This is a genomic window from Acinetobacter lwoffii (assembly GCF_024129115.1).
In the GTDB taxonomy this organism is placed as follows: domain Bacteria; phylum Pseudomonadota; class Gammaproteobacteria; order Pseudomonadales; family Moraxellaceae; genus Acinetobacter; species Acinetobacter lwoffii_T.
Genome location: NZ_JAMXXO010000003.1, coordinates 13473 through 40303, shown reverse-complemented (window position 1 = coordinate 40303; position 26831 = coordinate 13473). Strand labels below are relative to the sequence as shown.

Genomic DNA, 26831 nt, shown 5'->3' with positions numbered 1-26831 from the left:
TTGTCAATAAAATACGATTGTATTGTCAATATTGTCCTGTGGATTTCACTTATATTTGCTCCTATCGGTGAGCAAAGCCTCATACTGATAATGTTTCTGGGTGTAATGAGTTATTTTGAATACCAAGTGCTGTAGTCTTATCTTGGTTTTATAAGGAGTCGAAAGACTCCTTTTTTTTGTCCCGTATTTGCTGTGTTGTTTTATTTAAGGCATAAAAAAAGAGTGTTTATAAAAACACTCTTTAATTAAATCATCATCTAAAACGGCTTAAAGGCGCATTTCAATGCCTTGGGCTGCCATATAGGCTTTGGCTTCCGGAATGGTGTGCTGGCCAAAATGGAAAATTGAAGCTGCCAGTACCGCATCGGCACCCCCATGAATAATGCCGTCCGCCAAATGCTGTAAATTACCCACACCGCCAGAAGCAATGGTCGGTACCGTGACGCGGTCATTGATGGCGCGCATCAGGGCAATGTCGTAACCGGCTTTGGTGCCATCGGCATCCATCGAAGTAATCAGTAATTCACCTGCGCCGAAGTCAGCCATTTTCACGGCCCATTCAATCGCATCAATCCCGGTTTCTTTACGGCCACCGTGGGTGAAAATTTCCCATTTGTGGTCGCCAGTTTTTTTGGCATCAATTGCAACAACGATACACTGTGCGCCAAAGCGTTGAGACGCTTCCTGCACAAACTCGGGATTATAAATCGCAGCTGAGTTGATGCTGACTTTGTCTGCACCGGCATTGAGTAATAGACGGATATCTTCGACTTTACGTACACCGCCACCGACAGTCAGAGGTACAAAAACCGATTCAGCCATGCGTTCTACTGTGCGGTAAGTCGTGTCGCGTCCATGATGTGTAGCGGTAATATCAAGGAAAGTAATTTCATCGGCACCTTGTTCATTATAACGGCGCGCCACTTCGACCGGGTCACCCGCATCACGAATATCAAGGAACTGGACACCCTTGACCACGCGGCCGTTATCCACGTCCAGACAAGGAATAATACGTTTAGCTAGCATAAATTTTTCCAATTATTACAGCCGATTATGAAACTCACCCACGCAAGCGCTACACCTTGGCAGATGGAAACGGTATTCTAGCAAAATTATGTAAGTTTTTTCGCAGGTTTTCTATGTCGGTTTATACCACTTTGACTTTAAAGGAAGTTCAGGATTTTGCAGCGCCTTATGGTTTAAAGGCGATTGATCTGATTCCCATTCAAGGCGGTATTCAAAATACCAACTACTTTTTAGTCTGCGAAGATCAGCAATATGTACTGACCGTATTTGAAGATATGGATGAACAGGCAGCAGGCGAACTGGTTCCGGTTCTGGAACATCTGGGTCAGGCCGGGTTGGCCGTTCCTGTGCCTTTGTCGCATTCAGGCAAGGCCATTCACCGCATTAAAGATAAACCGGCACAGATTGCACCGCGCCTGATGGGTGAGCATCCGATGCCATCTACCGTCGCACAAGTTGAAGCGATTGCAGTGGCTCAGGCAAAAATGCATGTGGCTCTCAAAGACTTTAAACTGCAACGTAATTTCGTGCGTGATCATGCGTATTGGCTAGCCGTTTCTCAAGAGATCAAACCGAGCTTGAGTCCGGCAGATAAAGTCTTGCTCGGCAAATTATTAGGTTTATATGAGGCGTTGACGGCGGTATATCCAGACCGTCCACGCGGTTTCATTCATTCAGATCTGTTCCGTGACAATACCTTATTTGAAGGCGATCAGCTGAATGGTATTCTGGATTTTTATGAGCTAAATAAAGATGAATGGCTGTTTGATATTGCTATTACGTTAAATGACTTCTGTACCGAATATCCTGACGTGGTCTTGAACGAAGAAAAAGCGATTGCCTTTTTAAATGCCTATGAAACGATTCGTCCTTTAACCAGTGATGAACGCGCTTGTCTGGAATTGTATCTGGCTATGGCAGCAGGACGGTTCTGGATGATGCGTCTGCAGGTGGCTCAGCGTAATGCAGCATTAGGCCGTACTGGCGAAGATATTTTGCAAAAAAATCCGGATGAAATGCGTAATATGCTGATTGAACGCTTAAAATTTGTCACCGCTTAAACAATCAAATCAACAGGGATAGGGAATATGCGCGATCAGGGACGCTTAGTGGAATGGTTTGATGACCAAGGCTATGGTTTTATCCAGCCCAGTGATCCGGCCAAAGATCGCGTATTTCTGCATATCAAGGACTTTGCCAAGCCTGGGCCACGTCCAATCGTGGGCTGTGCGCTGGATTATCTGGTCATTCTGGATGAACGCGGCCGTTATCGTGCGCAGCAGGTGATGTACCTGAAAGCATCTCAAGCCAAAAGTCTGCAAGCAAAATTCAAACCCTCCAAGCCACAGCAGACACAGAAATTACAGCCGATGCAGATTGCCTGTGTGGCCTATATTCTTTTACTGGTGGCTTTGACCTTGGGTGGTTTACTGAGTGGACTGGTGTTGTTGCTGGTCAGCCTGATGAATGCGCTCAGCTACTGGCTTTATGCCCAAGACAAAGAAGCAGCCCAGTTGGGCAACCGTCGTATTCCGGAAAATACTCTGCATCTGGTGGCTTTCTTGGGCGGCTGGCCAGCAGCATGGCTGGCACAGCAGAAATTACGGCATAAAACACAAAAACAACCTTTCCGGCAGATATATTTTTGTACCATAGTCTTTAACATCATTTTGATTATATGGCTAATTTCCCCATTGAATAGTTTAAATATCTAGGGGGAAGTACTAGGAGGGGACGTGAACTATTCCATTGATAAAGATTCAAACCGCACACTGACTTTTGCACTGTACATTTTATATATTGTGGCCATTTTTAGTGCTGGCCTGCTGGCTCTTGTGGCGTTGATCCTTAACTATGTGAAACGGCACGATGTGCGCGGTTCCATCTTTGAAAGCCATTTTACCTGGCAGATCCGCAGTTTCTGGTGGTATCTGTTCTGGAATATCGTCGCCTTTATTCCATTTTTCTTTTTGTTCTTTACCGGTGAAGATCCTAACCTGTTTGCAGGGGTCGCATTTGGTGCATCCGCGTTCTGTTTAGTGGTGGTGGTTTTGGCCTGGATCTGGATTGTGTATCGGGCGATTCGCGGCATCATGCGCTTAAATGACAATAGACCGATGTATAGCAAATAATTTTAGCCGTATTTCCCTAGAGAAAAAAATCCCTCTTTTTCAGGGGGATTTAGCGGAATTAAGAAAGATCTTGTTTTAATGGTTCAGTTGGTTCTTTTCTTAAAAACTTTGGTTTCCATTCACTGGCAATCACGCCAAGTACCACCATCAATCCACCTAATAAAGCCAGTGACGGTAAACGTTCTCCGGCCAGACGGCCAAACAGGGCGGCCCATACCGGTTCGCCAGCATAGATAATCGCTGCCTGTGATGGATCCACCATACGCTGCGCCCAGTTCATCACCAGTTGGATCAAGGCACTGGCAATACCTAAACCGACTAAAATCCCTGCCAGATGCCAGTGAAATTCAGGTAGCTGAGATTCACCTAACACGGGTGCAATCATAAAGCAGAACAGGGAGGCAAAAATCAGTTGCAGCACTGTGACCCGGCGTACATTCACCTGCTCGGCAAAATGGCTGATAAAAATAATCTCCAGTGCAATCGCAATCGAACCGAGCAAAGTCAGGGTTTGCCCGAAACTGAGCTGAATCGCCGCAAAACCATTTCCTGTCAAAAACACCAGACCAATAAAGGCAAACAGCGCTCCGATCCAGGTCATGACATGCGGTTTTTTACGGAACATGAGCCAGAGCAGAATCGGAACCAGCGGAACATACAAGGCCGTTAAAAAAGCCGACTCACTGCTGCTGATGGTCTGCAAACCCACAGTTTGGGTGCCGTAGCCGATGGCGATCATGATCCCAATTACCGCGCCAGCGAACACCTCTTTCAGGTTCATGCCTTTTAGCGACTTTAGGGAAATCAGGGTGACGGCAAGCGCTGCTGCAGCAAAACGCAGGCCGACAAACATAATCGGACTGCTAAAGTTCAGCCCGTATTGCACGGTAATAAAACTGCCACCCCAGATAATGGTGATCAGGATCAAGGCGAGTTGCGGCGCTTTCACCATCCAGCCGGAGTGATTTTTGGAAATAAGGGTAGACATGCCAGGAGATCAGAAAATTAAAAAAATAAAAAAGAGGTCCGAAGACCTCTTTTACAGCAGGCTTAATTATAGCGCCTGTTGCTCATCTAGCAACAATTGTGCTTCACGCAAGCTTAATGTACCTTCGTAAATCGCACGGCCGGTAATTGCACCTAAAATACCCGGTTGATCTTTCAGGTTACGTACATCATCCAGATTGGTCACGCCGCCTGAAGCAATCACAGGCAAACCTGAGTATTGTGCCAGATTCACGGTTTGCTCAATATTCACACCCTGCATCATGCCATCACGCGCGATATCCGTATAGACAATGCTCGACACGCCCGCATCGGCAAAACGTTTCGCCAGGTCAGTAGCCTTGACATCAGTCACATTGGCCCAGCCATCTGTTGCCACCATACCATTCATGGCATCAATACCCACAATAATGTGGCCAGCAAATTTTTGACATGCTTCTTCAACAAATTCAGGATCCTGAACTGCTTTGGTGCCAATAATCACAAAAGAAACACCGGCTTGCAGATAATGCTCGATGGTTTCCAGAGAACGGATACCACCACCAATCTGGATCGGCAAATCAGGCTGAGATCGGACAATGGCTTCAACCACTGGCTTATGGATTGGCGTACCTGCGAAAGCACCGTTTAAATCTACTAAATGCAAGCGGCGAGCGCCTTCATTTACCCAATGCTGTGCTGTTGCGACCGGATCGTCTGAAAATACGGTATCGTCTTCCATACGACCTTGTTTTAAACGGACACATTTGCCATCTTTCAGGTCAATTGCAGGGATGATCAGCATGCTTTCGCTCCTTGCTTAATCTTTAGAATGAATTTGAGTGTATTCATCTTAGCAAATAAAGTCGAAATTTCTAACTCTTAAACGGTATGAATAAAGAAAACCTATCTATAGATAGGTAGCAGTGAGGTCATTTATTTTAATGGTTTTAGTGATCCGTCTCTTGAATGGAGATCAGATTTTCCATAACGGATCGTGTACTGAGCTGGTCGATAATCGAAGCTATAAGATCTGCTAAAGTCACAGCTCTCTCATCGACCGCACTCATCACAGCTTTCATGCGTACATCAAGTTACCAGAACCAACAGGCCACGCAAGCGATTAAGCTGTCGATGAAGGGCGAATTCTTAATTTCAATGAAGTATTGGGAATCTCTTTGGGTAATAAATCCCGGCGCAATAATTCCTCAAATACCAGCACAGGTGCATAGGCATCTGCTGCTGCATAGTCAACCTGTGCCGGGCTGAGTTTCTTGCTGGCCCAGTTCGAGGTACTAATTCGTTTGGATTTGGGAAAATTCAGCTGAAACAACAACGCCATGGCATTTTTTAATCCGACCGGATTGTTTAAACCAAAAGCTTTAAAACATTTGGACAGTTCGACCACACTGTTGAGTTCAATGCCTTTTTTACGGAACAGGTGCGCATCATTTTTCAGGCCAAAACCGACCTTGATCTGGTCTCGACTGGCAAAGATCGGTTTAAGAAAATCCCAGATCGCCGGGTTCATTTGAAATAAATAGGCTTTGTGCAAAGTCGCCAGCTGAATCAGGTGTGGCCCAGAGGAGACTTCACCGACTTTAAAGGTCGGCTTGGATTCAGAATCGAAACCTAGGACTGCATGGCTTTTTAGTTCTTGTTCAAGGGCATGACATTGTTCCAGACGATTAATCACCTGAATCTGTTGCATCGGAAGATTTTGAAATACAGGAAAGGTCTGAATTTGTTCCTTGCTTGGTAAAATGTCCAGCAGCTGTTGCATACGCTTCAATCATGAAATGAATGCATTCAGCTTAATCATTTTTCCAGCTCTAGGCAAAATAAAGCCCATGCAGAATGGGCTTTATGCAAAATTTAACAAGGATTAATCAGTGTGATAGCTACTCTGTTCGATCTGCGCCTGTTGAGCACGTTCAACATAATTCTGATAAGCAGGGACAGCAAAGGCTGCCAAAATAACTGCGAGTACCAGATACAGCACCACCAAAAGCGTTTCCCAGCCACGTGTGGTGCGTGGAGGACCATATTCATTACTTTCGTTGTGACCTGGCGCCAATAGCAGGTAAAGTGTAAAGACAAGGTTCACGACCGGCACAAAGATCAGTAAAGAAAGCCAGCCATTATGACTACGGTCATGTAAACGACGAATTAAAAAAATCACGCTAAAATAAATCGTAACGCCGTAGATCCAAACCAACATCACCATTAAAGGCATGGACATTTTACCATCTAAAGTCTCTGGACTTATTCCAGGCAAAATGAAAGCAGCAATGATCCCGATGATCATAAAGCAAAAACCCAGCAGCATATTCCATGCGATATACGAACGTCGCCCAAAACGTCCTGATGCATTCCATCCCGAATCCTGAATTGTATTACTCATTATTTTTCCTTTGTTTTCATTAGATTTTTTATAAGCAAGTCTATGATAAAGGGATTTTTTATAAATAAAAAGTGTAAAAAATAATCAAAAAAAAAGCCCGCAATCTGCGAGCTTTTTAGGCGAAAGGAAAATCAGATTTTCCAGTCCACAAAGTTTTTCAATAACTGCAAACCGGCGGTATGACTCTTTTCCGGATGGAATTGGGTCGCGAACAGGTTTTCTTTATGAATTGCAGTACAGAACTCGATGCCATAGGTACAAGTAGCTGCCACCAAGTCTGAATCTTGTGGCTCTACATAGTAGCTATGTACAAAGTAGAAACGCGCATCCTGTTCGATATTGTTCCACATCGGATGATCGGGATCGGCCTGATGCACCTGGTTCCAGCCCATATGCGGCACTTTTAAACCCGCCATTTCCGGAAAATGCTTAACCGCACCTTCGAAAATACCCAGTGCGTCAGTACCACCATTCTCTTCAGAATGTTGCATCAAGGCTTGCATGCCGACACAAATGGCCAATACGGGCTTGTTAAATACGGCATTGCGTACCACTTCATCAATCCCGGCTTCGTGCATGCCTTGCATACAGTCACGCATCGCGCCTACGCCCGGAAAGACAATCTTGTCTGCTTGTGCAATCAGTTTTGGATCATTGGTCACATCTACCGTGGCACCGACATGTTCTAATGCTTTTGCCGCAGAGTGCAAATTTCCCATGCCATAATCAAGAAGGGCAATACGGGTCATTACAGTGTACCTTTGGTTGAAGCTACCGTATTGGCAGCACGTGGATCCACTTCACAGGCCATACGCAGTGCGCGAGCGAATGCTTTAAATACGCTTTCGATTTGGTGATGGCTGTTTTTGCCTTTCAGGTTGTCGATATGCACCGTCATCAAGGAATGATTCACAAAGCCCTGGAAAAATTCAGAGAATAAATCCACATCAAAACGGCCGATCATGGCACGGGTAAATGGAATATCCATAAACAGACCCGGACGACCAGACAGATCCACCACGGCACGGCTTAAAGACTCATCGAGTGGCGCATAGAAATGACCATAGCGTTTCAGGCCTTTTTTATCACCCAATGCCTGTGCAAATGCCTGACCCAGCGTAATACCGCAGTCTTCTACGGTATGATGGTCATCGATTTCCAGGTCGCCATCACAATGAATATCAATATCAAACAGGCCATGACGCTTGATTTGATCAATCATATGATCTAAAAAGGGAATACCCGTGTTTAAGGTGCCTTGACCAGTACCGTCGAGATTCAAACGAACTCGAATTTTGGTTTCGTTGGTATTTCTTACCACTTCACTGATACGATCTGTCATAGACACGTTCCTCAAATACGTCAAAATGATTGATGTAGAAAATATTTTCGCCGTGACGAAGTCACCGCATATTAGATTGCTCAGGAGGGTTTATCAATGCCTATCACCGTACATGCTTATACTTCTTTAGAAAATGACGAAGTGCGCAGCCAGCTTGAGCGACTGTATGACACCAGCCCGGAATTTAGCGACGGGGCAGATGCCATGGAACAACTAGAGCAAAACCTTGCACAGTATACCTCAGTTTATAGCGCAGAATTTAATAGCAAAATTATTGGGGCAATCTGGTGCACCGGACAGGGCGAAAGCCGGATTCTGGAAAATATCGTGGTACATCCGGCCAACCGTGGTCGTGGCGTAGCAGAAAGGCTGGTGAGCGAAGTTTGCCGGATGGAAGAAGAAAAAGGCGTGAAAAACTTTGTGCCGGGCTGTGGAGCCATTCATCGTTGTCTGGCCAATCTGGAAAAAATCTGAAGATAGAGCAATATCAAGCAGCCGTTAGGCTGCTTTTTTATGTAAATAAGCGCTTAAATCTGTTTTATTACTGAGGTCTTTGGTAAACACTGTTCGATTTATGACTCAAATTGACGCGAGTTGATGGAAAAGTAAACATTTGATGAAAATTATTCTCTCTGCTCTTGACGATTTACAACTGAAACTGTTTAATACGCGACATCGGCGTGATAGCTCAGTAGGTAGAGCAACGGATTGAAAATCCGTGTGTCCCCAGTTCGATCCTGGGTCTCGCCACCATATTTTAAAACGATTTCAAAGTTTTCAATCCCTGATCCCATCAGGGATTTTTTTTTAGGCCAAAAATCAGCCACTCAAATATTTTTTTCATAATTTTGATTGACTAATGAGGCTAGATACGGCTTAATACACCGCATCGGCGTGATAGCTCAGTAGGTAGAGCAACGGATTGAAAATCCGTGTGTCCCCAGTTCGATCCTGGGTCTCGCCACCATATACAAAAAATCCTCAAACTTGGTTTGGGGATTTTTTTTTGCCTGCACCAAAGCCAGATCAGCATTCTTTTCTATTATTCAGTTGTTTCAATTTCTTCTTTTTCGACGTTTCCTGCCTTTTTATGCATCATTGACCGTTTATCAAACTTAACAATAGGCACTGGCATTATTTGTAAGATTTAGCTTTGACGCTTTCCCTTTTCCAAACGAGGGTGAAAATGATGAATCTCCTAACACCAATTAAACTCGGCTTTCTTACGGCCTGTACTACTTTTAGCCTACCGATATTAAGCCATGCTGCGCCTGCTGCTGATTCAGTGGTGTTGCCGACTCTGACCGTCATGGCGGAACCGGAACTGCGCGCCGTGACTGAAAAAATGTTGCCTTATCAGGAACAGAACAGCCAGCGTAAAGCACTACAAATGCGCCTGATGAAAATTGAACGTGAAATTCAGGCTTATAGCGTGGACGGCGACATAGTGGCGAATATTGATGTGATGCGTGCACCTGCCGATCCTGATCTGGATAGCTTGCCTGTGGTGTTTCGCGAATATGTATTGGCCATCGCACAGGGCTTGCAGTCTTCAGACCCAAGAAATGGGGTATATGTACTGCTGCAACCTTTTGGAATTAACCGCGATGCCACCAATGTGAATATTGTTCGGGAACAATTCGATCCGAACCGGCTGAATCTGAGCCTGCCATTTAATTCCCCATAATGTGCGCCTGTCGGTCTAGATAACTTTGTTAAACGAGCTTATTAAATCTGCCATGCAACGAGATCGACAAATAGTGTGCTGGGAAAGGGTAGCTTTGTGAGGGGAGCAATTTCTGTCTAAGCTAGACATATTATTGGAAAAATCAAATGCCTTGAATTGTGTTTAAAAAATAAGCATAGTGGATGTAAATCAACAAGATCTGACTGACAGAGCTGGAGCGTATACATGCCGCGTGTTTTTATGATTGTAGCCGCTGTGACACTGGCAATTTTTATTGGGCTGTTTTATCAGAATTCGGTTCAGCAAAAACATCAGGCCGAGCTGCTCGAATATGAAACCGTGCTCGAAGAAAAAACCGAGAGCATTGCGCAGCAGGCACAGGACTGGTCTAAACCGATTCAAATTAAGCTTGAGGATGACCGTCTGGATGGTGACTATGCCATCATGGCAGAATTTATGCTGGGGCAATTGCGCGACAGTGCCGAGGAACGCAATCAGTATCTACGCGACTTAAAAGCCGCCAACTGGCAGAATTTTCTGAATATCGACCGCTTGGCCAAGGATCAGGCACAAGGCTATAAAGAAACTGAAGCCATGCTCAAGCAAGTCCATCAAATTGTGAACAGCTATCAGCAGAAAATCCAGCAGCGCGATGCCGAGCTGATCGACAAGGCGCAGCAACTGGATATTAAAAACCGTTATCGCCAGCAACTGAGCCTGACCCTGAAAGACAGTCAGCAAAATAGTAATGCACATGTCATTTTTGAAATTGAAAAACAGACTCTGGCCAAGGCCGATGCCTTATTTACAGTACTGAAAAAGCATAAATGGCAAAAGAAAAATAACACCTTTATGTTCTATGACGATAAAGCCGTGCAAGAATTTAATGCGCTGTATAAAGAAATGCTGCACTTGAATAAACAGATGGAACGAGTGGCGACTGCCAATCAGAAAGCGGTTGAAAACAAGTTGTAGCATGACCTAGATGACAGGATTGCCATAGGACTGTCATCTGCTGTTCAAACTCGCTTGCTAAATTGAAGGGGTCGCACAGATCACGACATAACATTCAAGCAGGTGAGTCATGCAAACAATTCAGGTTTTTGCTGATATTCAGCAGGTGTACGGTGAGTTTGTCGCAAATAAAAACAGATCCAAAATTAGAAAGGATGAATAACGGGGACAAGAACCGGTTGTTCTTGAATCAATATTTCACGCTGATCGAGGACTGGCACTATACCGAACAGATTGTGATTCAGTTCAATCAGCAGTATTTCAGTCTGGATCTGGGGAGCGCACCGGATTTTATGGATCAGGACAAATACATCAACTGGCTAAAGTCGGAACTGCTGCATTAATCAAGTCGCCATATTCCTCATTGATATACAACCGAGCTGTCTCAAGAGAGGCAGCTTTTTTATTTTGATAGAAAACTGGTATTGATCTTGCTGTTGCATCGGCACAGCGCAAACAGGCGCTGATTCCAATTCCGATTTGAACAGGCTATGCTGAATTAATTACCGCTGCCAAAAGAATGACAGGCGGAGCATGGATGATAAGGAGGACAAAAAATTATGCAACAGTTGAGATGTTATAAGGAACTTCCAGTCTGGAACCAGCAGAGTATTCCTCAGGGCTTCAAGAATCAACACAATACCAAAGCGGGTACGTGGGCGAAACTGACAGTATTAAAAGGTGAGCTGCGTTTTGCCATGCTGGAAGAATCTGGTGCGGTGCAATCAGAGCATGTGTTTACACCAGAGCAGCAACCGCCATTTATTGAGCCTGAGGCCTGGCACAAAATTGTTTCTGCCAGTGAGGATGTCGAATGTCAGCTGCGTTTTTACTGTCGGCCTGAGGATTACTTCATCAAGAAATATCAGTTGAATCCTACCCATTCTGAAGTGCTGGCCGCCATGCCCTATTTAAAAGGTGGTCGTGCGCTGGACGTCGGCTGCGGTACAGGGCGTAATGCGCTTTATTTAAGCCAGAACGGCTTTAATGTCGATGCTTGGGATGTCAACGAAAACAGTTTGCAGACTTTAAGACAGATTGTACAGACGGAACAGATTGATCATGTGCAGGTGCAGCGCCGCGACCTTAACACGGATACCAGTATTGCAGGCCAATATGACTTTATCTACTGTACCGTGGTGATGATGTTCCTTGAGGCGAAAACCATTCCACCGCTGATTGCACAGATGCAGCAGGCGACCGTGCCGGGTGGCTATAACCTGATTGTCTGTGCCATGGATACGCCAGGTATTCCGGCACAAGCCGATTTTCCATTTGCTTTTCAGCCGGGGGAGTTGCGAGGGTATTATGAGGGCTGGAATATTGTGAAATACAATGAAGATATCGGTGAGCTATACCGTGTCGATGCACAAGGTCAGCGGATTAAGCAGCATTTTGCCACGATGCTAGCGCAAAAGGCTGAATAGAAGATTGAGGATTTTTAATTCCTGAATTTAAATTAAATCATCCAAAACAAAAAAAAGATGTCAGGATGACATCTTTTTTTTATGCTTTAAAAACTTAAGCAGCTTTCTTGAACCAAGAGAACCAGCCTTTTTTCTCAGCTTTTGATTCTGCTTTTTCAGCTGCCGCATCTTTGGTTTCTACTGCTTCAGTTTTCGCAGCTTCAACGTGTTGTTCTGCTGTAGCTTGAGCCGTTTCCACTTGAGTCGTCGCTTCTGTTTTTACTGCTTCAGCTTTAGTTTCAGCTGCTTGTTGAGTTGCAGCAACAGTCGCTTGAGCAGTTTCAACTTTCACTTGTACAGGTGCAGCAGCTTCTTTAGCAACAGTTTGGGTTGTTTTAGTTACAACAGTTGCTGGCGCAACTTGAGCTTCAGTTGCCATTGCAGATGCAGAAGTCGCTACGATTGCAGTCGCGATCATTGTTTTAAGCATGTTCATATAAACCCTTTTAAGGAAATAGGAAAAAAAGAGGCTTGATCATACATATATAAAATTTAAGTGATTCATAAATAGGATTTTATTGGTTGATTATTCAACTGAAATTACAAAGGGATAACATTTCATCTAGTTAAGAATTATAATTATTTAAAACAAATAATTATTTTAGAGATTGTAGTGGGCGACCTTCAAACAAATGGATATATTACTTGCTCATCTTGTAATACAGTAAATAAACTTAATCAAATTGGTGATCAAGGTCTTTATCATTGTGGTACTTGCCAAAATCCATTAATTTTCATTAATAAAGAAAAACCTAAATCAGGTTTTATGAAAATTCTTGTTATTGCTGGATTGATTGGGGTTGCTGGTGGTGTAGGCATAGATCAAATAAAAGACGCTCTCAAACCCACTGAAATTAATTATTCGAAAATTCAAACTAATTGGACTGATAAGCAGGTTAGGCAGTTTGATCTTAATTGTAAGGCAAATTTGGCTATGCAAAAGAAAAGATGGGATGCTGAACGTATTGATAAGACATGTACATGTTTTACGACGTACATAGTTGAAAATACTAATTATCCACTCTGGGGTAAGTTAGATCCTAAAGTGGTTGATGCAGGTACAAATGAATGCATTTAGAAAATAATGAAAAAGATCAATTAAATTTAAACCCTAATTTGGAAAAGTTTTTAAACTTAATTGAAGAAGTTTATACAGGTAATTTAAAGGCTTTTAGCGATGCATTTTCCGATGAAGATACTTCTTTTTATGAGCGCTTAAAAAAAGATATTCAGAGGGCAAAACAAGGGTCATTAACCATTAAGAAAGAAGATGCATTGAAGAAATATATATTTTTTCTTGAATATAAGCAGTGGGAAAAGAATACAGACAATAAATTTTCTAAGAAATTAGATTTACAAATAGATACAGCAGTTGAAGCACTATGTAAGGCAACTGGGCAGTAATCTGCCCAGTTAATTGGAATTATTTACAAGCACCTGGTACTCGACATGCACAGCTCGAAGGAGCATGGCAGGCATGATCATCTCCACAGCGTGCTTCTATTGTAAAATCAGGATATGGACCAAACCACAACTCATAAAGTTCCTTAGTACGTTCGAAGGTGTTTTTTAAATTTTGTTGATCTACTTCATCATTGATTCCAAAATATGGATAGTGGTGCAGATAAGCTCCAAAAATTTTTAAGCAATCCATGTGGTAATTTCGAGTATCTAAAATGTGAGCATGCCAAAACTCATCAACAAGTTTATTAGGTACTAGCGTTTCTTTTGGATAGAAATATTTTAACGCTAGAAAACGTTTATATTCTTGCTCTGCAAATTCGCAAACTTGTTTTGACATGGTGGCTTCATTACCTGATGTTAATTTAAATTTTAATTTACTGAAATTTAAACTCTCAATCGAGGTCGGCATATTTGATCTTGCTAGAGTAGCTGTATGGTTAAAGTCTATTGCTAAATTTCCCATTTCTTTTTCCTTAGTAGGTTTATAGCGTTGTTGCTATGTAGGAAATATTGCCATCTACCTTTATTTAGATTGGGGAATTTTAAGGGACAAAAAACCCCGCAAAAGCGGGGTTTTTTGTCGAAGTATTTAAGAATTAAACACGTTCGATCACTGTTGCAATACCTTGACCTAGGCCGATACACATCGTCGCAAGACCGATTTGTGTATCTTGCTGTTCCATCACGTTCAACAATGTTGTTGTGATACGCGCACCAGAACAACCCAATGGGTGACCCAATGCAATCGCGCCACCGTTATGGTTCACGATGTCTTGCTTGTCATAAATACCTAAGCCTTTAAGAACAGACAGACCTTGTGCAGCAAAGGCTTCGTTCAATTCAAAGGTTTGGATATCAGAAATCGCTAGACCAGCGCGTTTCAACGCTTTTTGTGTTGCCGGAACCGGACCATAACCCATGATCGCAGCATCACAGCCCGCAACCGCCATAGAGCGAATTACAGCACGTGGCTTAAGACCTAAAGCTTGAGCACGTTCAGCAGACATCAACAACATTGCAGAAGCACCATCAGACAAAGCTGAAGATGTTGCCGCAGTTACTGTACCGCCTTTCGGATCGAATACTGGACGCAAAGATTTGAACGATTCAAGGTTCGCATCTGGACGGATCACTTCATCGATATCACACAGGATTTTGTAGCCATCTGCATTATGACCTTCAATGCCGACGATCTCGTTCTGGAACAGGCCATTTTCAGTCGCAGCCCAGGCACGGCGATGTGATTCCACACCGAACGCATCCTGTTCTTCACGGCTAATACCGTTCATGCGACCCAACATTTCAGCAGTTAAGCCCATCATGTTCGACGCTTTGGCATAATGCTTAGACGCTTCAGGATTCAGGTCGATGCCGTGCATCATGCCCACATGGCCCATGTGCTCAACACCACCGATGATGAAGATATCACCCTGGTTCGTCGCAATTTGCGCAGCCGCAGTGTGAATCGCCTGCATAGACGAACCACAAAGACGGTTCACCGTTTGACCTGCAACAGTTTTCGGCAGGTCTGCCAGTAATGCGATATTACGGGCAATGTTCATACCTTGTTCTAGGGTTTGATTCACACAGCCCCAGATTACGTCTTCAACTTCATGCGGGTCGAATTCGTTACGTACCAATAGGGCACGGACAAGCTCAGCAGACATCGAGTCGGCACGTACATTGCGGAACATACCGTTTTTGGTTTTACCCATTGCTGAACGTACGCCATCAACGATGACAACGTCACGTGGATTTAAAGTAGCCATTCACGTTGCTCCTTAACCGTAGAATTTTTTGTTGTTAGCAGCCATTTCGCGCAACATTTCTGGCGCTTCATAAGCTTTACCAAGGTGCGCATACTTATTGCAAAGCGCAACATACTCAGCTACACCGGTTTGATCGATGTAACGGCATGGACCACCACGGAATGGAGGGAAACCAACACCCATAATCATGGCCATATCTGCTTCAGCAGCAGTGGCTACAATGTTGTCTTCCAGACAACGAACAGTTTCGTTACAGAATGCCAGCATCATGCGATCAATGATTTCCTGAGCGTCAAATTCACGTTTTTCCGCAGTTGCAACAGAAGCCACAAGCTCATACGCTGTTGGATCAACCACTTTGGCTTTTTTGCCTTTACGGTCAAGTTCATACTTGTAGAAACCGACGTCGTTCTTTTGACCCAGACGCTGGTTTTCGTACATCACCTGAATCGAACCTTTGAAATCAGGTTTCATACGATCCGGGAAGCCTTCAGCCATCACTTCTGCACCATGTACGCCAGTATCAATACCAACAACGTCCATCAGGTAAGCAGGGCCCATTGGCCAGCCGAATTTCTCCATGACTTTATCGATTTGCTGGAAGTCAGCGCCATCTTTAAGCAACAGGTCAAATGCGCCGAAGTAAGGGAACAATACGCGGTTCACCAGGAAGCCCGGGCAGTCATTGACCACGATTGGTGTTTTACCCATCTTCTGAGCCAGAACGACTGTGGTTGCAATCGCTTCGTCAGAAGTCTTCGCACCACGAATCACTTCAACCAGTGGCATCATGTGTACCGGGTTAAAGAAGTGCATGCCCACGAAGTTTTCAGGACGTTCCAGATTTTCAGCCAGACGCGTGATTGAAATCGTAGAAGTGTTAGATGCAATGATCGTGTTTTCACGAACTTTCGCTTCAGTTTCTTTCAGTACGATGCCTTTAACTTTTGGATTTTCAGTCACGGCTTCGATCACGATGTCCACTTCTTTAAACTCGTCATAGCTTAAAGTTGGACGGATGCGCGCAAGAGTTTCACCCATTTGAGCAGGCTTCATCTTCTTACGTTCAACTTGTTTGGTCAGTAAACCATTGGCTTCTTTCATACCCAAAGCAAGTTGCTGGTTACCGATGTCTTTCATGATGATCGGTGTGCCTTTGCTTGCCGCCTGGTAAGCAATACCACCACCCATGATACCCGCGCCTAAAACAGCCGCCTGGTTCACTGGATGCGCACCTTTTTCATAGCGCTTCGAGGTTTTTTTCACGATCTGGTCGTTCAGGAACAAACCGATCAAGGCACCTGCCTGAGGTGTTACCGCAGCTTTGGCAAAGCCTTCAGCTTCAGCTTTCAGCGCGTCATCACGATGCAGGCTCGCACCCGCTTGAAGAGAATCAAGCAGTAATTTTGGTGCAGGGTATTGAGCTGGATTAGCTTTTGCCAGAACCATGCCTTTCGATGAGTTAAACGCCATCATCTGTTCGATCGGGCTGAGTTTAACTGGATCGAGTTTTTCCTGACGCTTGGTTTTCCAGTCTAAACGGCCATGAATCGCCTGTTTTACCAGATCAAGTGCAGCATCTTGTAGCTTGTCAGCAGGAACGACAGCATCGACTGCGCCGTCTTTCAGTGCAGCAGCTGGCTTCTTAGGATTGGCCATTGCCATCCATTCTACCGCGTTGTCGATACCGATTAGACGGCTTAAACGCACTGTACCACCGAAGCCCGGGAAGATACCCAGCTTGATTTCAGGTAGGCCCACTTGTGCCTGTTCTGACATGACACGGTAGTCACACACCAGGCACATTTCGAAACCGCCACCCAGTGCCATGCCATTAATTGCAGCCACTTTAGGAATGTCGAGGTCTTCGAAGCTGTTAAAAATTTCATGTACTGGCATTGCCCAGTCAACAATCGCTTGTTCACCCTGAGCAAAGTTGTCGCCGAATTCAGTGATATCAGCACCTACAATAAATGTAGATTTGCCTGAAGTCACAATCAGACCTTGAATATCGGCATGGGAGACGGCTTCGATAGCAGCCTTGAAATCTTCAATCGTTGCACGGTTGAATTTGTTAACGGACTCACCTTGTAAGTCAAAGCGGAATTCTGCAATCCCGTCCTCAAGCATTTGGACGGTAATGGCATTGCCAGCGTGGATCATGCCCTGATCTCCTTTATTTTGGAGGACTTCTAAGTTGATGTTGTGAAGCAAGTGCGCATGTCCCGCGCACTTTTTGACTTCGCTAATCTTACGATAACTATATCCAAAAAGAACATAACAAGTTGTATCAAGCCGTGACGCAATGGTCATCAATTTCTGCCAGACTGATCTGACCCGCTATGATTTTTCCTATCAGTTTTCTAAAAGCAGATGAACCAAAGATTCTGTTTCAATTCATTATTTTTTATCAATCAGCCAGATAGATATGGAGCAGGGTGACTAATTTTCAAGGTGCATTTCTAGCGGAGTTTTGTCAATTCAGTCAATTTTCATCCTTGAATGTGCCATTTTTAGCCTTGAAGCATACTGAGCGCAGGGCTTTCAGGTCTTTGCTGATAGTATTTAATCAGCACAAATAACAGTGTATTAGATCATTTGAGTTACTGAACTTTTCTGATGAGATCGAAAATGGGAACGATCCTGTCGATGTGTGATTTAAAATAATTTCCATCCTGCCGGGTTGAATCCCTGTCATCTGCTATGGAATTGTTTATGATGATCTTGCACTTAGATATGGGGGATATCGATGCACGTATTTCGTTCTAAAAAAGACTGGTGGCTGCTGGCTTTTGTGATTTGTATGAGTGGCCTGTTGCTGCAACTACTGCTGACCATGCAGGCCAAAGGCACTATGCAGCAATATCCGCTGCACACTGCGGTTTATGTCCTGACTATTATCATTTTATGGTGGCCGCTGTGGAGTACGCGCTATGTGATGGACAATGGGGTGTTGACCATAAAAAGCCTGTGGTTAAGCTGGAAGATTCCGTTAAGTGAAATCCAATCCATTCAGCCCACAGACCACTCTATCATTGCGCCAGCCTTATCTTTAAAGCGTCTGCGGATTGACTATACTGATGCGGGCGTGCAGAAATTTATATTGGTTTCACCCAAAGATCAAACTGCTTTTATACAGGTGCTTCAGCCGAATAAAAACTGATATCGAGTCTGCCTTAGTTAAGCTTTTGCTTGCTCAGGCAGAACCACCAGCTGTCCATCGACACAGTCCAGATGCAGACTGAACTGCTCAGGCTGGTTTAAAAAATACAGCGCCAGAATCGGCTCCAGTTCGGTACGCATCTTGCGGCCCAAATGTCGGGCGCCGTAACGAATATCATGGTCCTGATAGAAATAGGCTTTGGCTGAAGCGCTTAAATGCACGCTGCGTTGCTGATGTTGCAAGCGCTTGTTCAGTTTATCCAGTTCAATTTCGACCAGACGTGGCAGGGCATCATGCTGTACCGCCTGATAATGCAGGCTGCGGTCAATCCGGTTCAGAAATTCAGGGTCGAATTTACGCTGCATGACTTTTTCAATGATGCGCTGGGTGGGAACGCGCTTCAGACACAGCGCCTGCATTTTCTCAGGCAGATAGCTGAGTTTGTCCAGATATTGCTGCGCCGCCTGTGCCCCGACATTGCTGGTCATAAAGATCATGCAGTTGCGAAAATCGATAGTTTTGGTGCCCGCTGTCAATGTCAGCCGGCCAGTATCCAGCACGTTCATCAAGCCGCGAATCACCTCGTTACTGGCTTTTTCCAGTTCATCAAACAGCATGATGCCGGGCCGGGTATGACTGCCGGCAATCGCCGTTTCATCAAACAGGCTGTGACCTTCCTTGGAGCCGACATAACCCGGAGGTGCACCGGTCAAAGCCGCTGCATAATGTTCCTGTGCCAGAGTATTCATATCAATCCGGCAAAAGGCATCCGGGCGGCCATAGATCGCTTCGGCAATCAGACGCACGGTTTCTGTTTTACCGAAGCCAGTAGGGCCCAGCATCAAGGTAACCGACAAAGGGCGATCCGGACTGGAAAAATCTGCCTTGACCACATGCAGCATTTTTTCAATTTCATTCAGGGCTGCATCCTGCCCAATAATCCGTTCACGCAGCAGCTGCATTACATTATTTGGCTCGAAATGAAAACGCGGTTTGCCAATCAGACGATCACGTTCAGACAGACTATGGGTGGAGGTGGATGGTCGAACAATATGAATGTCCGATTGCTGCATGGTCATGCGAATCATCTCAAAACTAGACTTTTTGAGCATAACAAAGTTAAAGGTTGAAATTTATAGCTTTTAACAATCAGTTTATGTCGTGAGGATTATAGATTGGGGGGATAACCCGACAGGAACTTTAAGATTGGGTGGCAGCTTCAGAGGAATTTTGTGTTTTTGCTTGAAAATGACGCAACAATCATCACATATATCTGCAGATTGTAGGTGAAAAATAGGCTTTAGGTGAACGAAAACGCACGCCCCCATATTGAAAAAATCCTGGCGAATATGACCAGCCTGCCCGGGGTCTACCGGATGTATGGTAAAGACGGCGAATTATTGTATGTGGGTAAAGCCAAAAACCTGAAAAACCGGGTCTCCAGCTATTTTGTCAAAACGCTGGATCATCCCAAAACCCAGGCCTTGGTGGCACGGATTTATGATATCCAGACCTTGGTGGTACGTTCCGAAACTGAAGCCTTGTTGCTGGAACAGAACCTGATCAAGCTGCATCATCCACCGTATAACATCATGCTGCGTGATGACAAATCTTATGTCTATATTTTTGTTTCGGCAGATAAGCCCTATCCGCGTTTAGCTAGTGGACGCGGCAAGGGCAAACATCAGGTGGGTAAATTTTTTGGACCTTATCCGAGTGCTTATACGGCGCGGGATACGCTGGTAGTGCTACAAAAATTGTTCAATGTGCGTTCCTGTGAAAACAGTTTTTTTGCCAACCGGACCCGTCCTTGTCTGCAATACCAGATCAAACGCTGCTCTGCGCCCTGTGTCGGATTTATTTCTCCGGAAGACTATAAGGCAGATGTCGATAACTCGATCCGCTTTTTGCAGGGCAATACTAAGGAGCTGAATCAGGAACTGATCGCAAAAATGGAAGCGGCCGCTGAAGCGCTGGAATTTGAAAAAGCGGTGTTCTATCGAGACCGGATGGCGTTGTTAAGAGACGTACAGTCGCAGCAGGCGATCTATAAGCTCAAAGGCGAAGCCGATATCCTGTCGATTGCCTATCAGGCTGGGGTAACCTGTGTGCAGATCATGCATGTGCGCAACGGCAAAATGCTGGGTGGCAAGAGCTATTTCCCGGATATGCTTAGTGATGACTTGGGGCAGATGCTGGCCGATTTTATTGCCAATTTTTATTTTCAGGTGGCAGATGAAATTCCGGCTGAACTGATTGTTAATCTGGAAGTGGCTGACCGTAAAGAACTGGAAGCAGCTCTCTCGCAGCATTTTGGCAAGAAAATCCAGATCAAGTCCAAAGTCCGCGAAACCCGGGCCGAATGGCTGGAACTGGCGCAGATGAATGTACAGCACGCGATTCAGGGCAAGCTGGCCAATCATATAGAATTAAATGAGCGTTTTCATCAGCTGGAGCAGGTGGTCGGCCGTCCAGTGGACCGGATCGAGTGCTTCGATATTTCACATACCATGGGTGAAGATACCGTGGCATCCTGTGTGGTCTTTGATAGTGGCGGCGCGCGCAAGCGTGATTATCGCCAGTTTTCCATTCATGATATTCAGGCGGGCGATGACTATGCCGCCATGCGTCAGGCGCTGACCCGTCGTTATAAAAAAGCCCTGTTGCCAGACTTGCTGCTGATTGATGGTGGCAAGGGACAATTGCACATGGCGATGGAAGTCATGCAGGAATTGGGACTGGATGCCTTTATGGTTGGTGTGTCCAAAGGTGAGGGACGTAAGCCTGGTCTGGAAACCCTGCACTTTACTGATGGCAGTAAAATTCAATTACCAGAAGATCATAAGGCGCTGCATCTGATTCAGCAGGTACGTGATGAAGCACACCGCTTTGCGATTACCAAGCACCGTGCCAAACGTGACAAGAAACGGGGTTCATCAGTGCTGGAAGTCATTCCGGGACTGGGACCAAAACGCCGTCGGGATTTGCTGACCCATTTTGGAGGGATTCAGGGGGTACTGAAAGCCTCAGAAAGAGATCTGCAACTGGTGCCGGGACTGGGTTCAGTCATGGCACGAATGATTTATAAAGTACTGCATGAATGACGCGTGACTTAAATGCAAGGGCCAAAGTGCGCATTGACGCTTGGGTCACGTGACATTCACAACCTGAAGAATTTTGCCCAATATACTAAGCATCAAGACTTACTGAGGGACCAACATGTCTTTGCATGCACTTTATGCACAAATTGCCGAACAGGAATGGGTAGAATTTCCACAGGGATGGTTACAGGGCCGTACCCTGTATGGTGGTCTGGCTGCCGCGATGATGATGCAAAAAGCGGTTACACAGATCAATGATCCCGCCAAGCATCTGCTGAGTTGTAGTGTGACCTTTGTCGGCCCGATTCAGCAAGCCAAAGTACGGTTGACGGCTGAAATCCTGCGGCAAGGCAAGTCAGTGACCACGATTGAAGTGCGCTTATGGCAGGACGACGCGGTGCAAAGTATTCTGATTGCCAGTTTTGGTATTTCCCGTGATTCAGAGATTCAGGTACAGCAACAAGTTCAGGCACCCGACTATGCTGCGCCAGAGCAGCTGTTTCAGATTCCTGTTGGCTATGGTATGCCAGACTGTTATGACCATTTCGAAGTAGCTTGGGCGGATATCAATCTGCCTTGTAGTGCCAGTCCTCGTCCGGACTTTGGTGGCTGGTGCCGTTTTCATCCCGAAAAGCATCGCAACCGTGAATTTCTGGTCGCCGATCTGATGACTATCTTTGATATCTGGCCACCTGGAGTGTTGCCGATGTTTAAAAACATGGCGCCTGCGAGTAGTCTGACCTGGACCGTGACCTATGTGCATCCGGTCCAACATCAATTGCATGATTGGTTTAAATATAAAGTATTTACCGACTATGCTGCGGATGGTTATGCGACGGAGCATGCCTATCTCTGGGATGCCGAAAATCGCCTGATTGCGATTGCAAGACAAACAGTGACGGTGTTTGCCTAGTGACACTGCAAGTCAATTCGTATAAAGTGAAGCCTATTAATGATGGATCAAACCTCTAAAAAAGTGTGCATTTTCATCGTACATGAGGGGAACAATTGGCGGTGTCTATGACTACAGGTCGTATCCTGAATATTCCAAATATCTTGACCTTGGCGCGTATCGCTCTTATTCCGGTATTTCTATTGGTGGCTTACTGGCCGCCTGCAATGGGCTTTGATGCTCATAACCCCGACATGACGCGGCATATTATTTTAACCACGATCTTTGTGGTGGCTGCGGTAACGGACTGGTTTGATGGCTATCTGGCACGAACATTAAATCAGACTTCCGCTTTTGGGCGTTTCCTCGACCCAGTTGCAGATAAATTGATGGTCACGGCTGCATTGATTGTACTGGTGCAATGGCAACCTTCCATGTCGATGGCTTTTGCTGCGATTGTGATTATTTCGCGTGAAATTACCGTTTCAGCCCTGCGTGAATGGATGGCAGAACTCGGTGCGCGGACCAATGTTGCGGTTTCAACGGTGGGTAAATACAAAACAGCTTTCCAGATGATCGCCATCACCGTATTCCTGCTGAACTGGCCACCGCTGGAAATACTGGCATATGCCTTGCTATACACCGCAGTCGTACTCACTTTATGGTCGATGTTCATTTATCTGAAAGCGGCTTGGCCATATCTGAAACAGCCTTAATTGAAATGAAAAAAGAAGCTCCTTGAAAGGGGCTTTTTTTATACGCTTAAATCATCAAGCCAATCGGCAAATTACAGGCAAAAAAATACCCAGCCTTTGGGGGAAGAACTGGGATGAAATCGGGGTATTTGTTGCTTGTTATTATAGTTATTCAAAGATATCTCATCTTCTTAGGGCTTATTATAGAGATGTGATTTTTTTAAATCATGTGGCTTCTTGTAGCAGAATGTTGTGTTTTGTGATTACTCTGTATATCGCTTTTACAATCCATTATTTTGATACAAATATGAATGTTTTTCAGCAGGATAGTGACTGACTAGATAGACGAAATAGGATAAGTAAAAATCTGTTTTTGTACCCTAAGTATTAGTTAGCAAGATTTGCTAGATTAGTCAAAAAAACCCTCTGAGAGAGGGGTTTTTAGATTTACCTACGCGGACTTCACCCTTGTCTTGCGTAAAAAAGAAAAGCAGGGCTTTAATGTGAAACGCTTCTACATTGGGAGCTCTTCACATTCAAAACTACGCGCTTCGCTTGTCTTGAGTAATGTTTAGAGCAACACATAAAGAAAGAATCTCCAATAATGGAGATTCTTTCTTTATTTAAGCCTACGCGCACCTTTGGTGCTTGTCCTGCGGAAAAATAAGCCTGTGCTAAGAATAAAAAAAGAGTCTCAAAAGAGACTCTTTTTAGATTAAAGTCTACGCGGACTTCGTCCTTGTCTTACGTAAAAAAGAAAAGCAGTGCTTTCTTTTTTACTCAGGCTTCAGTCCTTCGGCTTTTTCTAGAGAGGCATCATTGTTAAAGAACTTTTCACGCTGTTCTTCTAGAAACTTTTTCGCATCAGCTTCAAACACGTTCAAACGCTTTTCATTAATTAGCGTAGTTTGGTGTTTTAGCCATTCCTGCCAAGCCTGTTTAGACACGGTGTCAAACAATTCTTGACCCTTTGGCCCCGGGAATGGTGCAAAGTCTAAACCATCCATGTCAGCCTGATACTTACGGCAAAAAACTTGTCGAGACATATCCATACTCCAAAATTATGCGTAAAGTTGTTCCAAACGCGCATATGCGCGCTCAATGGCTGCTTTCACTTGAGCAGGCGCGGTACCACCAATGTGGTTACGTGCATTTACTGAGGCTTCAAGAGTTAAGGCTTTTTCAAATACGTCTGCTTGAATCAGGTCAGAGAACTGTTGCAGTTGTTCGAGTGTCAATTCAGACAGGTCTTTAGATTCTTGTACACCGAGCGCAACCGCTTTACCTACAATCTCGTGTGCATCACGGAATGCCACGCCGTTTTTCACCAGATAATCAGCTAAGTCAGTCGCAGTTGAGAAACCACGCAGCGCTGCTTCGCGCATTTCAGCAATGTTTGGAACTAGTGCAGGAATCATGTCGGCAAATGCCATGAGTGAGCCGCGAACTGTGTCGATGGCATCAAATAATGGCTCTTTATCTTCCTGGTTGTCTTTGTTGTAGGCAAGTGGCTGGCCTTTCATTAGAGTCAACAGGCTCATTAGATCGCCATAGACACGGCCGGTTTTGCCACGTACCAGTTCAGGGACATCCGGATTTTTCTTCTGTGGCATGATCGAAGAACCAGTACAGAAACGATCCGGAATATTCACAAATTTAAACTGTGCAGACGTCCATAGAATCAGTTCTTCAGACATACGTGACAAGTGCATCATGATTAAAGATGCAGCAGCATTAAATTCAATTGCAAAGTCACGATCCGATACCGCATCTAAAGAATTTTCAGCAACAGCTTCAAAACCTAGCAGTTCAGCAGTATAAGCACGGTCGATTGGATAAGTAGTACCTGCAAGTGCAGCAGAACCCAGTGGCATACGGTTGACACGTTTACGGCAATCAATCAGACGCTCTGAATCACGTACCAGCATTTCAAACCAAGCCATTAAATGGTGACCAAAAGTCACTGGCTGAGCGGTTTGCAAGTGGGTGAAGCCTGGCATGATGGTGTCGGTGTTTTTAGCCGCTAAGCTTAAAATACCTTTTTGTAATTTTTTCAGTAATTCCAGGATGCTATCGATTTCATCGCGTACATAAAGACGGATATCTGTAGCCACCTGGTCATTACGGCTACGACCGGTATGCAGTTTCTTGCCAGTAATGCCGATACGTTGAGTCAGGCGTGACTCAATGTTCATGTGGACATCTTCTAAATCAATGCGCCATTCAAAGTTGCCTGCTTCAATATCGGCTTGAATCGCTGTCAGACCTTCAATAATGTCATCGCGTTCTTGCGTGGTCAGTACGCCCACTTTTGCCAGCATGGTTGCATGGGCAATCGAGCCTGCAATATCTTGTTTATAAAAACGTTGGTCAAATTGAACAGATGCTGTAAATTCAGCAACAAAAGCATCAGTCGCTTCAGAGAAACGACCGCCCCACATACCCGAAGTCTGGGCGTGTGATGGATTAGAGGAATTAGAAGATGTGGTCATGTCGGCTCAATCAGATTAAAAGCAGTAGAACGAAAAAGAGTATAACAAATTCAAAGCCCATTGCCGAAGTCACATCTGCTCAATCTTTTACATCGATAAACGAACAGACGCAAAATTCCTATTTTTTTAGCCAGATCGGCAATCTACGCTATTTGCTGGAACTGTTTGCTGGCGGCAATATTCTGGCCATGATTCTGGCGCTTGCAGAAGCGCAATCCTGGCAGGCTTTGAATGGAATGCACCTGCTGCAATATATCCTGTATATCAACTGGGTACTGTTATGTTTTGCAGCACTGGTCGAGCTGTTCCATCAAGCCTTTCAACGTATGGGAATCAAACTGGCTTTGATTTCTGGATTTCTGCTGTTACAGGCAATTGTACTGCTCACTACGGTAAACCTGAATATCTTGATATATTTTGGACAGAATTTTAATTTTCAGGATTTAAACCTGGCGATTGCGCTGGATCGGGTCGGACTCCATTTAAGTCTGGGAATTTTGCTGGGAACTTTCTGTTTTCGCTATCTTTATTTGCGTGAGCAATGGGAGCAGCAGCAGCATAGTGAGTTGAATGCTAGGATTCAGGCCATGCAGGCACGGATTCAGCCGCATTTTTTGTTTAACAGCATGAACAGTGTGATCAGCCTGATCAGTATCAATCCGGATAAAGCCGAGCACATGCTGCTGAATTTGTCACGGTTATTTCGTGCCAGTTTTCAGGAATTAAAACTGGTCAGCCTGCAGGAGGAAATTGATCTGTGCCAGCGCTATCTGGAGATTGAGCAGATCCGTCTAGGTGAGCGTTTGCAGGTCGAATGGAAGTTAGAAAACAAAGACTTATACTCACAAGTTCAAATTCCATTATTAACTTTACAACCCTTGCTAGAAAATAGTATTTTCCATGGAGTTGAAAAAATTCTTACAAAGAGTACCATAAGCATATTGGTTGAAATATTGCAAAATCAAATTAATATCATCATAACGAACCCTTATGCACAGGATAATAAAACTTTAAAAAAGGGACATGGTATTGCAATAGAAAATGTCAGACAGCGTCTGCAAGCTTATTATGGACCCAGTGTGACTTTTCAAACCTTTGCCGGCGAAGGGATGTTTACGACGGTAGTGCGATATCAATATAAATAAAAATAAATCAAAGAAATCGCAGTTAGCTTTATCATTCATCTGATGATGTTAACTG

General features: G+C 44.6%; 28 protein-coding genes, 2 tRNA genes and 1 pseudogene. 17 read left to right on the top strand and 14 right to left on the bottom strand.

Translation table 11 applies throughout. From position 1 onward, the window contains the following. Positions 1-267: 267 nt before the first annotated feature. Positions 268-1026, bottom strand: a complete 759-nt coding sequence (gene hisF, locus NI470_RS04390; protein ID WP_004647284.1) for an imidazole glycerol phosphate synthase subunit HisF — start codon at positions 1024-1026, stop codon at positions 268-270. Positions 1027-1139: 113 nt separating this feature from the next. Here hisF and NI470_RS04385 point away from each other — a divergent pair, with 113 nt between their 5' ends. From NI470_RS04385 to NI470_RS04375, 3 genes are read left to right on the top strand one after another with little or no spacing between them, the layout of a single operon-like run. Next, a complete protein-coding gene (locus NI470_RS04385) occupies positions 1140-2087 on the top strand; it encodes a homoserine kinase (RefSeq protein WP_253147800.1) in 948 nt (315 codons plus the stop codon). 27 nt (positions 2088-2114) lie between these two features. Continuing rightward, positions 2115-2741, top strand: coding sequence for a DUF1294 domain-containing protein (locus NI470_RS04380; protein WP_253147799.1), 627 nt, complete (start codon positions 2115-2117; stop codon positions 2739-2741). A gap of 21 nt (positions 2742-2762) precedes the next feature. After that, complete coding sequence (locus tag NI470_RS04375; RefSeq protein WP_253147798.1) at positions 2763-3158, top strand: hypothetical protein; 396 nt, start codon at positions 2763-2765, stop codon at positions 3156-3158. Between the two features lie 58 nt (positions 3159-3216). On the opposite strand, the gene NI470_RS04370 is transcribed toward NI470_RS04375, so the two are convergent. The 6 genes from NI470_RS04370 to hisB form a co-directional block, all read right to left on the bottom strand. After that, positions 3217-4146 (bottom strand): DMT family transporter, encoded by a 930-nt coding sequence (locus NI470_RS04370; protein WP_253147797.1) that lies wholly within the window; start codon positions 4144-4146, stop codon positions 3217-3219. A 66-nt stretch (positions 4147-4212) separates the two neighbouring features. Then, entirely contained in the window at positions 4213-4947 is a 735-nt protein-coding gene (gene hisA, locus NI470_RS04365) for a 1-(5-phosphoribosyl)-5-[(5-phosphoribosylamino)methylideneamino]imidazole-4-carboxamide isomerase (protein WP_005095189.1), read from the bottom strand. Between the two features lie 318 nt (positions 4948-5265). Continuing rightward, a complete protein-coding gene (locus tag NI470_RS04360) occupies positions 5266-5925 on the bottom strand; it encodes a 3'-5' exonuclease (protein ID WP_253147796.1) in 660 nt (219 codons plus the stop codon). Positions 5926-6027: 102 nt separating this feature from the next. Then, on the bottom strand, positions 6028-6546 hold the full coding sequence (locus tag NI470_RS04355; RefSeq protein ID WP_253147795.1) for a DUF805 domain-containing protein: 519 nt from the start codon (positions 6544-6546) through the stop codon (positions 6028-6030). A 131-nt stretch (positions 6547-6677) separates the two neighbouring features. Beyond that, complete coding sequence (hisH, locus tag NI470_RS04350; RefSeq protein ID WP_005250416.1) at positions 6678-7295, bottom strand: imidazole glycerol phosphate synthase subunit HisH; 618 nt, start codon at positions 7293-7295, stop codon at positions 6678-6680. After that, positions 7295-7888, bottom strand: coding sequence for an imidazoleglycerol-phosphate dehydratase HisB (gene hisB / locus NI470_RS04345; protein WP_253147794.1), 594 nt, complete (start codon positions 7886-7888; stop codon positions 7295-7297). The genes hisH and hisB overlap by 1 nt, the downstream gene beginning before the upstream one ends. A gap of 96 nt (positions 7889-7984) precedes the next feature. Here hisB and NI470_RS04340 point away from each other — a divergent pair, with 96 nt between their 5' ends. The 7 genes and pseudogenes from NI470_RS04340 to tehB all read left to right on the top strand — a co-directional run bounded on the left by NI470_RS04340 (position 7985) and on the right by tehB (position 12016). Further along, positions 7985-8362 (top strand): GNAT family N-acetyltransferase, encoded by a 378-nt coding sequence (locus NI470_RS04340; protein ID WP_004278652.1) that lies wholly within the window; start codon positions 7985-7987, stop codon positions 8360-8362. Between the two features lie 203 nt (positions 8363-8565). Next, positions 8566-8641, top strand: a tRNA-Phe gene (locus NI470_RS04335). A gap of 138 nt (positions 8642-8779) precedes the next feature. Then, positions 8780-8855: transfer RNA gene (locus NI470_RS04330), tRNA-Phe, on the top strand. Positions 8856-9077: 222 nt separating this feature from the next. Continuing rightward, positions 9078-9575, top strand: a complete 498-nt coding sequence (locus NI470_RS04325) for a hypothetical protein (RefSeq protein ID WP_071852131.1) — start codon at positions 9078-9080, stop codon at positions 9573-9575. Between the two features lie 225 nt (positions 9576-9800). Then, positions 9801-10550 (top strand): hypothetical protein, encoded by a 750-nt coding sequence (locus NI470_RS04320; protein WP_071852130.1) that lies wholly within the window; start codon positions 9801-9803, stop codon positions 10548-10550. 109 nt (positions 10551-10659) lie between these two features. Beyond that, positions 10660-10933 (top strand): annotated as a pseudogene (locus NI470_RS04315) (hypothetical protein). 216 nt (positions 10934-11149) lie between these two features. After that, complete coding sequence (gene tehB / locus NI470_RS04310) at positions 11150-12016, top strand: SAM-dependent methyltransferase TehB (protein ID WP_071852128.1); 867 nt, start codon at positions 11150-11152, stop codon at positions 12014-12016. A 94-nt stretch (positions 12017-12110) separates the two neighbouring features. On the opposite strand, the gene NI470_RS04305 is transcribed toward tehB, so the two are convergent. Next, positions 12111-12491, bottom strand: a complete 381-nt coding sequence (locus tag NI470_RS04305; protein ID WP_253147792.1) for a hypothetical protein — start codon at positions 12489-12491, stop codon at positions 12111-12113. Positions 12492-12668: 177 nt separating this feature from the next. Between NI470_RS04305 and NI470_RS04300 the strand changes: the two genes are divergently transcribed. Then, positions 12669-13133, top strand: a complete 465-nt coding sequence (locus tag NI470_RS04300; RefSeq protein WP_195725259.1) for a hypothetical protein — start codon at positions 12669-12671, stop codon at positions 13131-13133. Then, entirely contained in the window at positions 13124-13459 is a 336-nt protein-coding gene (locus NI470_RS04295) for a hypothetical protein (protein ID WP_253147791.1), read from the top strand. The genes NI470_RS04300 and NI470_RS04295 overlap by 10 nt, the downstream gene beginning before the upstream one ends. Before the next feature lie 19 nt (positions 13460-13478). On the opposite strand, the gene NI470_RS04290 is transcribed toward NI470_RS04295, so the two are convergent. From NI470_RS04290 to fadB, 3 genes are all read right to left on the bottom strand, one after another. Continuing rightward, complete coding sequence (locus tag NI470_RS04290) at positions 13479-13982, bottom strand: glycine-rich domain-containing protein (RefSeq protein ID WP_005108093.1); 504 nt, start codon at positions 13980-13982, stop codon at positions 13479-13481. A 133-nt stretch (positions 13983-14115) separates the two neighbouring features. Continuing rightward, complete coding sequence (gene fadA, locus NI470_RS04285; protein ID WP_004647298.1) at positions 14116-15288, bottom strand: acetyl-CoA C-acyltransferase FadA; 1173 nt, start codon at positions 15286-15288, stop codon at positions 14116-14118. Between the two features lie 12 nt (positions 15289-15300). Next, positions 15301-17451, bottom strand: coding sequence for a fatty acid oxidation complex subunit alpha FadB (gene fadB, locus NI470_RS04280; RefSeq protein WP_253147790.1), 2151 nt, complete (start codon positions 17449-17451; stop codon positions 15301-15303). 586 nt (positions 17452-18037) lie between these two features. Between fadB and NI470_RS04275 the strand changes: the two genes are divergently transcribed. Continuing rightward, positions 18038-18451: a PH domain-containing protein gene (locus NI470_RS04275; protein ID WP_005105414.1), complete on the top strand. Its 414-nt coding sequence runs from the start codon at positions 18038-18040 to the stop codon at positions 18449-18451. Positions 18452-18468: 17 nt separating this feature from the next. On the opposite strand, the gene NI470_RS04270 is transcribed toward NI470_RS04275, so the two are convergent. Further along, the gene (locus NI470_RS04270) at positions 18469-19530 is read right to left on the bottom strand and encodes an AAA family ATPase (protein WP_253147858.1); all 1062 of its coding nucleotides are present in this window, start codon (positions 19528-19530) and stop codon (positions 18469-18471) included. Positions 19531-19755: 225 nt separating this feature from the next. On the opposite strand from NI470_RS04270, the gene uvrC reads away from it, so the two are divergent. From uvrC to pgsA, 3 genes are all read left to right on the top strand, one after another. Beyond that, positions 19756-21555 (top strand): excinuclease ABC subunit UvrC, encoded by a 1800-nt coding sequence (uvrC, locus tag NI470_RS04265; RefSeq protein ID WP_253147789.1) that lies wholly within the window; start codon positions 19756-19758, stop codon positions 21553-21555. Between the two features lie 115 nt (positions 21556-21670). After that, the gene (locus NI470_RS04260) at positions 21671-22465 is read left to right on the top strand and encodes a thioesterase family protein (RefSeq protein ID WP_253147788.1); all 795 of its coding nucleotides are present in this window, start codon (positions 21671-21673) and stop codon (positions 22463-22465) included. 107 nt (positions 22466-22572) lie between these two features. Next, a complete protein-coding gene (pgsA, locus tag NI470_RS04255) occupies positions 22573-23160 on the top strand; it encodes a CDP-diacylglycerol--glycerol-3-phosphate 3-phosphatidyltransferase (protein ID WP_004278637.1) in 588 nt (195 codons plus the stop codon). A 755-nt stretch (positions 23161-23915) separates the two neighbouring features. Here the strand turns inward: pgsA and NI470_RS04250 are convergent. Continuing rightward, positions 23916-24185 carry an oxidative damage protection protein gene (locus NI470_RS04250; protein WP_180101326.1) on the bottom strand — a complete coding sequence of 90 codons (270 nt, stop codon included), beginning with the start codon at positions 24183-24185 and terminating at the stop codon, positions 23916-23918. Positions 24186-24200: 15 nt separating this feature from the next. Next, positions 24201-25631, bottom strand: a complete 1431-nt coding sequence (gene argH / locus NI470_RS04245) for an argininosuccinate lyase (protein ID WP_253147787.1) — start codon at positions 25629-25631, stop codon at positions 24201-24203. On the opposite strand from argH, the gene NI470_RS04240 reads away from it, so the two are divergent. Beyond that, positions 25622-26776, top strand: coding sequence for a sensor histidine kinase (locus NI470_RS04240; RefSeq protein WP_005245810.1), 1155 nt, complete (start codon positions 25622-25624; stop codon positions 26774-26776). The two genes, argH and NI470_RS04240, sit on opposite strands and share 10 nt — an antisense overlap. Positions 26777-26831 lie beyond the last annotated feature (55 nt).